The sequence below is a fragment of the Dyella sp. ASV21 genome, assembly GCF_016428975.1.
Lineage (GTDB): Bacteria > Pseudomonadota > Gammaproteobacteria > Xanthomonadales > Rhodanobacteraceae > Dyella.
Genome location: NZ_JAELTT010000011.1, coordinates 1 through 12113, shown reverse-complemented (window position 1 = coordinate 12113; position 12113 = coordinate 1). Strand labels below are relative to the sequence as shown.

General features: G+C 65.7%; 13 protein-coding genes. 4 read left to right on the top strand and 9 right to left on the bottom strand.

All coding sequences use genetic code 11. From position 1 onward, the window contains the following. Nucleotides 1–11 precede the first annotated feature (11 nt). Nucleotides 12–383, bottom strand: a complete 372-nt coding sequence (locus JHD67_RS05770) for an MliC family protein (protein ID WP_199098231.1) — start codon at nucleotides 381–383, stop codon at nucleotides 12–14. Between the two features lie 213 nt (nucleotides 384–596). On the opposite strand from JHD67_RS05770, the gene JHD67_RS05765 reads away from it, so the two are divergent. The 3 genes from JHD67_RS05765 (at nucleotide 597) to JHD67_RS05755 (ending at nucleotide 4338) form a co-directional block, all read left to right on the top strand. Further along, nucleotides 597–2075 (top strand): DUF2252 domain-containing protein, encoded by a 1479-nt coding sequence (locus JHD67_RS05765; RefSeq protein ID WP_233171661.1) that lies wholly within the window; start codon nucleotides 597–599, stop codon nucleotides 2073–2075. A gap of 270 nt (nucleotides 2076–2345) precedes the next feature. Then, nucleotides 2346–3659 carry an amidohydrolase family protein gene (locus JHD67_RS05760; protein WP_199098229.1) on the top strand — a complete coding sequence of 438 codons (1314 nt, stop codon included), beginning with the start codon at nucleotides 2346–2348 and terminating at the stop codon, nucleotides 3657–3659. A gap of 157 nt (nucleotides 3660–3816) precedes the next feature. Then, the gene (locus tag JHD67_RS05755) at nucleotides 3817–4338 is read left to right on the top strand and encodes a nuclear transport factor 2 family protein (protein WP_199098227.1); all 522 of its coding nucleotides are present in this window, start codon (nucleotides 3817–3819) and stop codon (nucleotides 4336–4338) included. Nucleotides 4339–4472: 134 nt separating this feature from the next. Here JHD67_RS05755 and JHD67_RS05750 read toward each other — a convergent pair whose 3' ends face one another. From JHD67_RS05750 to ubiA, 5 genes are all read right to left on the bottom strand, one after another. Next, the gene (locus JHD67_RS05750; protein ID WP_233171660.1) at nucleotides 4473–4898 is read right to left on the bottom strand and encodes a GFA family protein; all 426 of its coding nucleotides are present in this window, start codon (nucleotides 4896–4898) and stop codon (nucleotides 4473–4475) included. 100 nt (nucleotides 4899–4998) lie between these two features. Continuing rightward, nucleotides 4999–6270 carry an RNA polymerase sigma factor gene (locus JHD67_RS05745; protein ID WP_199098225.1) on the bottom strand — a complete coding sequence of 424 codons (1272 nt, stop codon included), beginning with the start codon at nucleotides 6268–6270 and terminating at the stop codon, nucleotides 4999–5001. A 55-nt stretch (nucleotides 6271–6325) separates the two neighbouring features. Then, nucleotides 6326–6739, bottom strand: a complete 414-nt coding sequence (locus JHD67_RS05740) for a VOC family protein (protein ID WP_199098223.1) — start codon at nucleotides 6737–6739, stop codon at nucleotides 6326–6328. Between the two features lie 14 nt (nucleotides 6740–6753). After that, nucleotides 6754–7182 carry a YciI family protein gene (locus JHD67_RS05735; protein ID WP_199098221.1) on the bottom strand — a complete coding sequence of 143 codons (429 nt, stop codon included), beginning with the start codon at nucleotides 7180–7182 and terminating at the stop codon, nucleotides 6754–6756. A gap of 147 nt (nucleotides 7183–7329) precedes the next feature. Continuing rightward, nucleotides 7330–8355, bottom strand: a complete 1026-nt coding sequence (gene ubiA, locus JHD67_RS05730) for a 4-hydroxybenzoate octaprenyltransferase (RefSeq protein ID WP_199098219.1) — start codon at nucleotides 8353–8355, stop codon at nucleotides 7330–7332. Nucleotides 8356–8488: 133 nt separating this feature from the next. Here ubiA and JHD67_RS05725 point away from each other — a divergent pair, with 133 nt between their 5' ends. Beyond that, entirely contained in the window at nucleotides 8489–8851 is a 363-nt protein-coding gene (locus tag JHD67_RS05725; protein ID WP_199098217.1) for a hypothetical protein, read from the top strand. A gap of 5 nt (nucleotides 8852–8856) precedes the next feature. On the opposite strand, the gene ilvA is transcribed toward JHD67_RS05725, so the two are convergent. The 3 genes from ilvA to JHD67_RS05710 all read right to left on the bottom strand — a co-directional run. Beyond that, nucleotides 8857–10419 (bottom strand): threonine ammonia-lyase, biosynthetic, encoded by a 1563-nt coding sequence (ilvA, locus tag JHD67_RS05720; RefSeq protein WP_199098215.1) that lies wholly within the window; start codon nucleotides 10417–10419, stop codon nucleotides 8857–8859. Beyond that, nucleotides 10416–10664 (bottom strand): acetolactate synthase small subunit, encoded by a 249-nt coding sequence (gene ilvN, locus JHD67_RS05715; RefSeq protein ID WP_199098213.1) that lies wholly within the window; start codon nucleotides 10662–10664, stop codon nucleotides 10416–10418. Before ilvN ends, ilvA begins: the two co-directional genes overlap by 4 nt. 134 nt (nucleotides 10665–10798) lie before the next feature. Continuing rightward, the coding region (locus JHD67_RS05710; RefSeq protein WP_199098211.1) for a thiamine pyrophosphate-dependent enzyme at nucleotides 10799–12113 on the bottom strand (1315 nt) is incomplete at its 5' end.

The following is a 12113-nucleotide window of genomic DNA, read 5'->3' as shown; positions in this document are numbered from 1 at the left end:
CCTGCGCGCGTTCATGGGGAAGGCAGCGCCTCGCCGGAGCCGCTGCACGTGCGCGCCGGCTCGCCAGCCAGGGTGAACGTGGCGTCCTTCAGGCCCTTGCCCCAGAACTCATTGCCCTTGTCGTCGGCGTAGCGTGCGCCCGAGGCCGCCATGGCTTGCGGCAACACCAGGGTCTTGCCGCCGAAGCTCAGCTCGACCTGTTCGGCGGAGAAGCGCCCCGTCACCGCCAGGTCGCCGCACTGGTAGGCATATACATGCGCCGCTGGCGCGGGGGCGGCAGCCGGGTGGGCGGGTGCGCTGGCGGTATCGGCCGGCGGCTGGGGAGACTGGCAAGCCGAGACGGCCAGCATCAGGCCAAGCGGCAACAGCGGGGCAAGGCGCATGGTCGGTTCCTCTGTTGAACAGGCGCAGCATCCGGTGCTGCAAGTGGCTCCTGCGTGAAGGACTCCGCGCTGACGCGGCCGGGCCAATGCTTTACGCATATTCACGTATTTCTACGGTGTTCCTTGACACCCTCGGGGCGTCCAATGGGGACGTCGATTGCGCGTCCGTCCATCATCGGCAACGCAACGCCTTGCCTTGTCCAGGAGCGAGCCATGTCTACCGTCCCCGAAACCGCCACCACCAAGCGTGCCGCTTCTCCGAGCAAGGCCAGGCGCAAAGCGCCGCCCGCACCCGGCCCCAAACCGGAAATGCCCGACACGCCGCTATCCCAAGCCTCGCTGCACCAGACGCTGGCGGAAAGGCAGGCGTTCGCCAAAACCTTGCGCCAGCAGTGTTCGCGCAAATTGCTGGGGGGCTGGAAGGCACCGGACCACCGGCCCAACCCGGTCGACATCCTGATCGAAACGTCCAAGGGGCGCGTGGAATCGCTGGTGCCGATTCGCTATGGCCGCATGATGGCCTCGCCATTCGCGTTCTATCGTGGCGCCGCCGCGATCATGGCCAGCGACTTGTCCACCACGGCGAGCACCGGCGTTAATGTGCAGATCTGCGGTGACTGTCATCTGGTCAACTTCGGCGGCTTCGCCACGCCCGAGCGCAAGCTGGTGTTCGACATCAACGATTTCGACGAAACCACCATCGGGCCATGGGAGTGGGACGTGAAGCGCCTATGCGCCAGCCTGGTGGTCGCCGCGCGCGCCAATGGTTGCAGCAGCGCGGACGCACGCGATGCCGCGTGGGTGGCCGCGTCGGCCTATCGCGACCATCTGGCCCAGTATGGCGACATGCCCCTGCTCGATGCCTGGTATGACCATATCGATCTGGAGCAAGTGATCGATCGCATTCAGGACGAGCAGATGAAGAAGCTCGCCACCAAAAGCGTACGCAAGGCGGTGGAGTACACGGCGCACACCAAGGAGTTCGTCAAGCTCACCGTGGCTGGCGGATCGCCTGTGCGCATCCAGGATGAGCCGCCGCTGCTGTATCACGATCCCGCCTTGCAGAACACCATCACGGCCGACGAGCGCGCCCAGGCGTTCGAGGATTACCGTGCCTCCATGCAGCCGGAGCGGCGCGTGCTGCTCGATCGCTTCCAGGCCATCGACTCGGCGGTGAAAGTCGTTGGCGTGGGTAGCGTGGGCACCTACTGCGGCATCATTCTGATGATATCGGGCAACGGCGATCCGCTGTTCCTGCAGTTCAAGGAGGCGCGGCAGTCGGTGATCGATCCCTTCATCGGCAAGAACCCGTATCGCCATCAGGGTGAACGCGTGGTGGCGGGGCAGCGCCTGATGCAATCGGCGAGCGATATGTTCCTGGGATGGACGCAAAGCCCCAAGCGCCACTTCTACGTGCGCCAGCTGCGCGACGCCAAGATTTCACCGCAGGTGGAACTGATGAACGGTACCAACCTGCGCCGTTACGGTCGCTTGTGCGCGCATGCACTAGCACGCGCGCATGCGCGTTCGGGAGATGCGGTGATGCTGGCGGCGTACCTCGGCAAAAGCGATGCCTTTGCTGACGCCATTGCCTCGTTCTCGGTAGCCTACGCCGATCAGAACGAGCGCGATCACGCCGCGTTGGTCAAGGCGGTTCGCGCTGGCCGCATCGACGCCACCACCATCAATTGATCGCCGCGCTGCGCAGGAGCGGATTGCCGCCCGTCGCACGCACGGGCGACACCTGCCACGGGCGCAGGCATCCTGGGGCGTGCAGCTCGACCGGCTAGGGGCGGTGCGAGGTTGTGCCCGCACCGCACTAGCCCATGAGTTGGTGCGCCGTCGTCGCAGGTTTCGCGCTAAGGTGCGGCAAGGGGGATAACGCAGGACCGGGGATGCGAGGCGCATCGTCGGGCTATCCGCCCGCGCCGTCATTGTCCTTGCTGCCGGAGAACCCGCTCCATGCGTCTGTTGCCGCTGTTCGCTGCCATCACCCTCAGCCTGTCCGTTACCGCTACCCATGCCGAGGATGCACCGACGCCGGCGCGTGTCGCGGTGCGCGCCGCGCACCTGGTGGACCCCCAGAGCGGGCAGCTGCGCGACAACCCGGTGGTGGTGATCGAGGGCGAGCGCATCGTGGAAGTGCGTTACGACGGCCAGGCACCGGCCAACGCCAAGCTGATCGACCTGGGCAGTGCCACCTTGCTGCCGGGCCTGATCGACTGCCATGTGCACCTCACCGGCGACCCGGGCGAGATCAAGGGCGACTACTACGAAGCCATCCTCAAGCGCAGCTCGATCGATTCGGCCATCCTGGCCCCCATCTACGCCAAGCGCACGCTCGATGCGGGCTTTACCACGGTGCGCAACCTGGGCGCGGGTGATTACGTGGATGTCGCGTTGCGCAACGCGATCGACCACGGTGATATTCCCGGTCCGCGCATGCTGGTGTCCGGTCCGCCCCTGGGCGCCACGGGCGGCCATGCCGACGGCACCACGGGCTTCTCGCCGTGGATCACCTTCAACGGTATCGACGGCGTGGCGGACGGTGTCGACGCCATCCGCCATCGCGTGCGCGAGAACGTGAAGAACGGCGCCGACGTCATCAAGTTCATGGCCAGCGCCGGTGTGCTCAGCGCCGAGGCCTCGGTGGGCGCGCCGCAGTACTCGCAGGAGGAGATGAACGCCATCGTCGACGAGGCACATCGCTGGGGCAAAAAGGTCGCCGCCCATGCGCATGGGGCCGAGGCGATCAAGATGGCGATACGCGCCGGGGTGGATTCGGTGGAGCACAGCAGCCTGATCGATGACGAAGGCCTCAAGCTCGCCAAGCAGCATGGCACCTATCTGGATTTCGATATCTACAACGACGACTACATCCTCGCCGAGTACGCCAAGAAAGGGTTCCCCGCCAGCACGGTGGAGAAGGAGCGCATGGTTGGACGCGTGCAGCGCGAGAACTTCCAGCGCGCGGTCAAGGCCGGTGAAAAGCTCGCCTTCGGCACCGACGCGGGCGTGTATCCGCATGGCTGGAACGCCAAGCAGTTCGCCAAGATGACCCAGTGGGGCATGACGCCCATGCAATCCATCCAGGCTGCCACCGTCAACGCCGCCGACCTGCTTGGCATCAAGGAAAAGGCGGGCGCGGTGGCGCCGGGCTACTACGCCGACCTCGTCGCGGTGAATGGCGAACCGCTCAAGGACATCACCCAGCTCGAACACGTGGGTTTTGTGATGAAGGCCGGCGCGGTGGAGAAGAACGAGTTATCGCGCTGAAACAAGGGGGCCATGGCACTGCGCCCTGCAAAGGGCGAGGGTCGCTGGAGCCCGCGCCGTGCGTCTATCGCGTCGCTGCCCGTGCCTGCGGTTGCGCGGGCGGTGTATCCATCCATCGCACTTATGCACTTGCCATGTGCCCCAATGAAGGATCGTCATGAACAGATCGAGTACGAGAGCCGCATTCGCCACCTTGGCCACGGCCGCGTTACTGGCGACGGGCCTGTCCGTCCGCGCGGAAGAAGCGGAGGACGATGCCGCACTCACGCAGACCATCACTGCGTTGGACGCCAAGGTATTCGATGCCTACAACCGCTGCGACATGGATACGTTCAGCCGCTACTTTTCGCCCACGGTAGAGTTCTACCACGACAAGGGCGGCGCCTCGTTCGATCGCGCCACCGTGGTCGCCAATACGCGCAAATACATCTGCCACAAAGTGCGCCGCGAGCTGCTTCCCGACACGCTCAAGGTGTATCCCATCAAGGACTACGGCGCCATCGAGGAAGGCGAGCATCGTTTCTGCCAGGTCGACGGAGGCCCGTGCGAAGGCGCTGCCAAGTTCCTGATGATCTGGCAGCGCGGCAAGGACGGTGCGTGGACCATGACGCGCGTGGTCAGCTACGGGCACCGCGCGCTTACCGACGCGGAGAAAGCAGCGTCGTCCGCCAAGCCTTAGGGCGTCCTGGCTTAGGTCAGACGCGCCAGCGCCGCCCAAACATCGGTGATGCCGACGCAGATGGCCGCATCCGACGACCCAGGCGGGCCAGAGGCGGATAATCGCGCCGCACGTTGCGCTGCGCTCGCTTTGGGTTACTCCGGCAACACTTCGCCGGAGCCGCCGAAGTCCTTGGGGAAATCCTTGAGCTTGGGCAGGCCATCCTTCACCGGCAGCACGCGCTCTTGATAGTTCACGTGCAGCGCGGGGACGAACGTCAGCGCGGGGATCATCGCGGCGAACACGTCGGTGAGCTTGAGTGGCGGGTGCTCGGCGAAGAGATGGCCGCCACACTGCTTGCACCATTTGCGAAAGCTCATCGGGGTCTTGTTATACGTGCCGATCTGATCGATGCCCTTGGTTACCTTGATGGCGTCAGGCGACCACAGCGTGAAGGCATTCAGCGGGCCGGCCGACCAATGGCGACACGATTCGCAGTGGCAGTAGCCCATCGCCGCCGGCTCGCCGCTGACGGTGAACTCGACTGCGCCACAGAAGCAGCGTCCTTTGTACTCGCTCATACATCACCTCGGCTGTGCGGATGCGGGTGGATGCGATTGCCGATGCTCCGCGCCGTTCATACGCCAGCCGATGTGCCGCGCGCGTCAACGCGGTGGCGGCTCAGCTGGCGGTGTCGCTCATGGCCTGGGCGCGTTGTAGCAACAAGGCCCGCTCGCGCGTATTGCGCGTGAGCGCGGCCGCACGCTCGAACTCCTGGCGCGCTTCGCTGTGCCGACCGAGGCGCCGCAGCAGGTCGCCGCGTACGCTGGGCAGCAGGTGGTAGTGGCGCAACAGTGGTTCGTCGCGGAGCGCGTCCACCAGCTGCAGGCCGATCTGCGGGCCGAACGCCTGCGCGTGTGCCACCGCCCGGTTCAGTGCAATGACCGGGGAGGGCTGGCGACGCGCCAACGTGTCATACAGCATGGCGATGCATGCCCAATCGGTGTCTTCCACGCGAAGCGCGCGCGCGTGGCAGGCGGCGAGGGACGCTTGCAGTACGTAGGAGCCTTCGCCGCCGCCGAGCTTCTCCGCCAGCTCCAGCGCCGCCAGGCCACGGCGTATCAACAACTGATCCCAGCGCGCGCGGTTCTGCTCGGCAAGCAGGATGGGGTCGCCGTGTGCGTCGGTGCGTGCGGGTATGCGGGAAGCCTGGATCTCCATCAAAGCCACCAGGCCGTGCACTTCCGGTTCGCGTGGCGCCAGGCCCGCCAGCACGCGGCCCAGGCGCATGGCTTCTTCGCACAGCGTCGGACGCATCCAGTCGTCGCCGGCACTGGCGGCATAGCCTTCGTTGAAGATCAGGTAGATCACTTCCAGCACCGATGCCAGCCGCACGCTTAGTTCATCCCCGCGCGGCACCTCGAACGGCACCTTGGCTTCACTCAAGCTGCGCTTGGCGCGCACGATACGTTGCGCCACGGTGGGTTCGGGCACCAGGAACGCACGTGCGATCTCGGGTGTGGTCAAGCCGCCGAGCAGGCGTAGGGTGAGCGCCACGCGCGCCTCGGTAGAGAGCAGCGGGTGGCAGGCGGTGAACATCAGGCTCAGCAGGTCGTCGCCGATCGGGTCGTCGAGCATGGCATCCGCATCCCCCACGGTCTGCGCGAGCTGATCCTCGATTTCGCGGGTCAGCTCGTCCTCTTTGCGCCGATGCAGCGCTCGCCGGCGCAGCTGGTCGATGGCCCGGTGCTTGGCGGTGGTCATCAGCCAGGCCCCAGGGTTACGTGGCACGCCGGTGCTGGGCCATTGTTCCAGCGCGGCGACCAGCGCGTCCTGTGCCAGCTCCTCGGCGGTGCCCACGTCGCGCACAATGCGGGCCAGGCCGGCGATGAGGCGCGGTGATTCCATGCGCCACACGGCATCGATGCTGCGATGGATATCAGTGGCCGTCATGACCGTCGATCACAACACCGCGCCGGGCAGGGCGCAAGTGAATCGCGCGCGGCACTCACACCGACGGACCCATCACCATCCAGTGCAGGCCGAACCGGTCGCGCAGCATGCCAAAGCTGGAGGCGAAGAAGGTTTTGCTGAGCGGCATGATCAGCTCTCCCCCGTCGAGCAGCGCGTTGAACCAGCGTGCGGTGTCCTCATCGCTTGGGGCGACGAGGGTGAGCGAGAAGCCACGGAAGTCAGTGGCGCCGCGACACTCGCCATCGGAAAGATTCACCAGCGACTCGCCGACGCGCATGCTGGCATGCATGATCTTCTCGCCATCGGGCGGGGTGGGGCCGGCGCCGCCAGGCTCGGGGTTGTCCTTGTAACGCACCAGTGTTTGCACCTGGGCGCCCACGGCCTGACTGTAGAACGCCAGCGCCTCCTCGGCGCGACCCTCGAAGAACAGATACGGCTGGATCAACATGGTGGGCTCCGTGCTCAGGTGCGTTGTGGGATGGTGGCGCGCATGCGCTCTTCCTGCGCGCGCAGTTTGGGCGCCAGCATGTCGTCGAATTCCTCTGCTTCGAACACGCGGCGGATCTCCACCTCGCAGGGCATGCCCTCGAACGGATTGGGTGCGCGCTTGAGCCATTCCACGGCTTCTTCCAGCGAGACGCATTGCAGCAGCCAGAAGCCGGCGATCAGTTCCTTGGTTTCCGCAAAGGGGCCATTGATCACGCTGCGCTCTTCACCGTCGTAGCGCACGCGGGCGCCGTGCGCGCTTGGATGCAGGCCTTCGGCGGCCAGCAGCACGCCGGCCTTGATCAGTTCCTCGTTGAAGCGGCCCATCTCGGTCAGCAGCTTTTCGCTCGGCATGTCGCCGGCTTCGGAGACACGGGTCGCCCGTACCATCGCTATGAATCGCATTGTTGTCGCTCCGTCGGGTGGCTGGAAAGAGCGGCCCGGACGCGACGTCGGCGGCAGCTCTTACCCCTGCGTCGAACGGCCGGCGCCGAAATCGACACGATGGAACGACAGACCATGCGCCGGGGCATGTGCTCCGGCCGTGAGCGGTCAGCGCATCGCCAGCGCCAGCACGATGCCGATCCAAACCACCATGCCCAGCCAGTTGTTGTTGCGGAAAGCCCACAGGCAGGCGTCGCGCTCGCGCGCACGGATGCGCCACATCTGCCAGCCGAACAGACCGGCCGCACCCAGCAGCGACAACCAGTACGGCCAGCCCAGTGCGCTGCGCTGGCCCACGAACAGCATGGCCAGCAGGAAGGTGCCCATCAGGATGCCCAGGATGGGCAGGTCCGCATCGCCGAACAGGATCGCGGTGGATTTGGCGCCGGCTTTGAGGTCGTCCTCGCGGTCCACCATGGCGTACTGGGTGTCGTAGATCACCGACCACAGGATGTTGGCGATGAATAGCAGCCAGCCCACGGCCGGCACATGGCCGGTGACGGCGCCGAAGGCCATCGGGATGGACCAGCCGAAGGCCGCGCCCAGCACCACTTGGGGCAGGTGGGTATAGCGCTTGGTGAACGGGTAGATCGCCGCGAGTGCGGCACCGCCGAAGGACAGCCATACGGTGAAGGCATTGGTGAACAGCACCAGCACAAAGGAGAACGCCAGCAGGGCGCCGAACACCATCAACGCCTCGCGCGGCGTCACCCGGCCGGCGGCGATGGGGCGGCCGGCGGTGCGCGCTACCTGCGGGTCGAGCTTGCGGTCGGCGTAGTCGTTGATGGCGCAGCCGGCGGCGCGCATGGAGAACACGCCCAGGGTAAAGATCACCAGCAGCTTGACCGGGGGAAAGTCCGCCGCGCCCAGCCACAGCGCCCACCAGGTGGGCCACAGCAGCAGCAGCGCGCCGATCGGGCGATCCATGCGGGTGAGCACCAGGTAGTCGCGCGCCTTGGTGCGATAGGCCGCGGGCAGGCGCTGCAACAGCCAGTCCAGGACACGCGTGGCGCGCGTGGAGCTGTCTTCCGGCTGGGCGTGGGAGGATGTCTTAGACGCAACGCCGGGGCGCGTGCGCGCGGCGATGGATGACGACAAAGTGCGCCGTTGGCGCTTGCGGGACGAGGGAGCCATCCGTCGAGTTTAGCGTGGCGACCCCCTGCGGGTCGTGTGACATGGCGCCGGTTTGCGCGGCGCGGGTTGTCGCCGGGCGGTCATAAAGCGCTTTAAACTGAATGGATTACCGTCGAAGGAACGAGGCCCTGCCATGCCCCGCGCACTCAGTCACGTGGCCCTGATCGTGGCCCATCCCACGCGTACCGCGCACCTGCTCACTGGCGTATTCGAGGATGCCCGCATCACCCAGGAGGAAGATCCCGACCATGCGCATCCGGAGGCGGTGGTGCAGTTGGCCGGGGTGGCGTTCGTGCTGATCAAGGGCCAGGGGCCCGCGTCACGCAACGGCGATCACATCGCCTTCCGCGTGAGCAAGGCCGAGCAATTGGCCTGTGCCCATCGCCTGGAAACGCTGGCGCTGGATTTCCAGATGGCGCGCGAAGATACCGCGTTGTACTTCAGCGACTACGACAACCACGTTTTCGAGCTGGAAGTGACCGAAAGCGAGGACTGACCCGCTTACTCGCGCAACAGCAGGCGATAGGCGGGGTTGTCGCTTTCGTCGCGATGCGGATAGCCGAGCGTATGCAGGAAGGCCTGGAACAAGGCGCGCTCTTCTTCCGGCACCTGGATGCCGACCAGGATGCGTCCGTAGTCGGCACCCTGGTTGCGGTAGTGGAACAGGCTGATGTTCCAGTCCGGATGCATATGACCCAGGAAGCGGGTCAGCGCGCCGGGACGCTCGGGAAACTCGAAGCGATACAGCAGCTCGTTGCATGCCAGCGGTGAGCTGCCGCCGATCATATGGCGTAGGTGCTGTTTGGCCAGTTCATCATCGGTGAGGTCGAGCACGCCGAAACCATGGGCACGAAAGGCATCGCTCAGCGTTTGCCGCTCCTCGCCATGGCTGATCTGCACGCCCACGAAAATATGCGCGCGCGACGCATCGCCAATGCGGTAGTTGAACTCGGTGATGCTGCGCTGGTCGAGCGCGGCGCAGAAGCGGCGGAAGCTGCCGCGTTCTTCCGGTATGGTCACCGCGAACACGGCCTCGCGCTGCTCACCCACCTCCGCGCGCTCAGCGATAAAACGCAGGCGGTCGAAATTGAGGTTGGCGCCGGAGACCACCGCAACCATCGGAGCGTCGCTGTTGCCGTGGCTGGCGATATATTGCTTGAGTCCGGCAAGCGCCAGCGCTCCGGCCGGCTCCGGCACGCTGCGCGTGTCCTGGAATACATCGCGGATGGCGGCGCAGAGGGCGTCGGTATCCACGCGTACCATCCCGTCCACATGGCGTTGGCACAACTCGAAGGTGAGGTCGCCCACTCGCTTCACGGCGGTGCCGTCAGCGAACAGGCCCACCTCGGCCAGCGTGACCGGTGCGCCGGCATCCAGCGAACGAACCATCGCATCGGAGTCGCAGGTCTGCACGCCGAATACCTTGATTTCCGGGCGCAGTGCTTTGACATAGCCGGCGATGCCCGCCAGCAAACCGCCCCCGCCCACGGGCACGAAAATCGCGTGCAACGGACCGGGATGCTGGCGCAGGATCTCCATGCCCACGGTCGCCTGGCCGGCAATCACGTCGGCATCATCGAACGGATGCACGAAGGTGTAGCCATGCTGCGCCTGCAGGCGTGCGGCGGCGGCCTGGGCGTCACTGTACGAATCACCGGCCAGCACCACCTCGACCAGGGCGCCGCCGAAGCGGCGCACCGCATCCACCTTCACCTGTGGCGCCGTTACCGGCATCACGATCACCGCGCGGATGCCCAGTCGCGCCGCCGCCAGTGCCACGCCTTGCGCATGGTTGCCGGCCGAAGCGGCGATCACGCCGTGCGCACGCTGCGCGGCATCCAGTGCAGCCATGCGGTTATAGGCACCGCGCAGCTTGAAGGAAAACACCGGCTGCTGGTCTTCGCGCTTGAGCAGTACGCGCTGTCCCAGCCTGGTGGAAAGCAATGGCGCTGGCTCCAACGCCGTTTCGCGGGCGACGTCGTACACGCGCGCGCCCAGCGTGCGACGCAGCAGTTCATGCGCGCTGAGCCGCTCGGGTGAGACTTGTGCGGCCACTGCGTTCATGCGGCGGGCGCGATGGCCGGGTGCGTCACTTCGATCACATCGACCAGCTTGCGCGTCTGCTTGATGATCTGTTCCACCGTTTCATCGGCGCCGTGCATCACCAGGGTGAGCTGGGACACATCCGGGTCCTGGGTGGCTGCCACGGTGAGTGAGTCGATATTGCAGTGGCGCGCGGCGAACATGCCGGCCACACGCATCAGCGCGCCGGATTCGTTTTGCAGCAGGATGGACAGCGTGTGTTTCATAAAATGCTCCGTACCCTTCAGCTAAGCCGTCTTTGCCCCGCGTGCGGGGGTGTCTTTCAACAGCCGTATGGCTGGTCGCCCAGGGCCTTTCATCGCGCGTGCCGACAGCGGCTGGATTTCCGCGCTGGCCGGATCTAGAACATGTCGCTCTGCGACCCCCCCGACTCCGACGGTGCCACGCGCGACGGGATGAAGTCCCCGGTAATCATCTGCGCATAGGTGGAGCCCGGACCCACCATGGGGTACACGCCAGCGTCGGGATCGATCATCACCTCCAGGAACGCCGGTCCGTCGAAGGCGAGGAAGTCGGCGATGGTCCGCGCAAGATCTTCCTTGCGCTCCAGTCGTTGCGCCCACTCAAAACCATCGGCTTGCGCGGCCTTGATGAAATCCTTCTTGTGCAGGCTTTTGTCCGAGGAGGCAAAGCGGCCCCTGAAGAACAGCTTCTGCCACTGACGGACCATGCCGTCGCCGATGTTGTTGAGCACCACTACTTTCACCGGCAAGCCATACGTGGTGACGGTTTCCAGCTCACCCAGGTTCATGCGGATGCTTGCATCGCCATCGATATCGATGACCACCGCATTGCGCCGCGCGAACTGCGCGCCGATGGCGGCCGGCAAGCCGAAGCCCATCGTGCCCATGGAGCCGGAGGTCAGCCAATGGCGCGGTTCGCGAAAGTCGAAGTACTGCGCGGCCCACATCTGATGTTGGCCTACGCCGGTACTGATTACCGCGCGGCCTTGGGTGTGCCGGTTGATCTCCTCGATCACGGCTTGCGGCTGAATCAGCGCGCTGTCGCGATCGTAGTTCAGTGCGTGCACGCGCTTGAGTTCGGCGATGTGCGCATGCCACGCCTGATAGCGGCCATCGGTGGCGAAGTGCTGGCCGTGGCGCATGCCGTACTGTTGCAGGCGCGACAGCGTGCGATCCAAGTCGCCGTGGTGATGCCACTGCACGGCCTTGACCTTGCCGATCTCGGCGGGGTCGATGTCGATCTGCGCGATAAAGCGCGCGTTGGGGGCAAAGCGATCCGGCACGCTGGCCACGCGATCGTCGAAGCGCGCGCCGAGCGCCAGCAGGAAGTCGCAATCTTCCACGGCATAGTTGGCGTAGGCGGTGCCGTGCATGCCCAGCATGTGCAGGGCCAGCGGCTCGGTGGTGTCCACCGCGCCCACGCCCATCAGCGTGGTGGTCACCGGCAAGCCGAACTGCTGCACGAACGCGCGCAAGGTGGTCGCCGCCTCGGCGGCGATCACGCCGCCGCCGGCGTAGATCAGCGGGCGCTTGGCCTTGCCCAGCGCCCCGAAGAAGGCCGCGCACTGCGCATCGTCCAGGCGTGCATGGTCGATGGCGTGCTGGCGCGCACGATAGCCCAGGATGGGCAGGGTGCCATGGCCGGCAAAGTTGAGCGGGGTGTTCTGTACATCTTTGGGAATATCGACCACC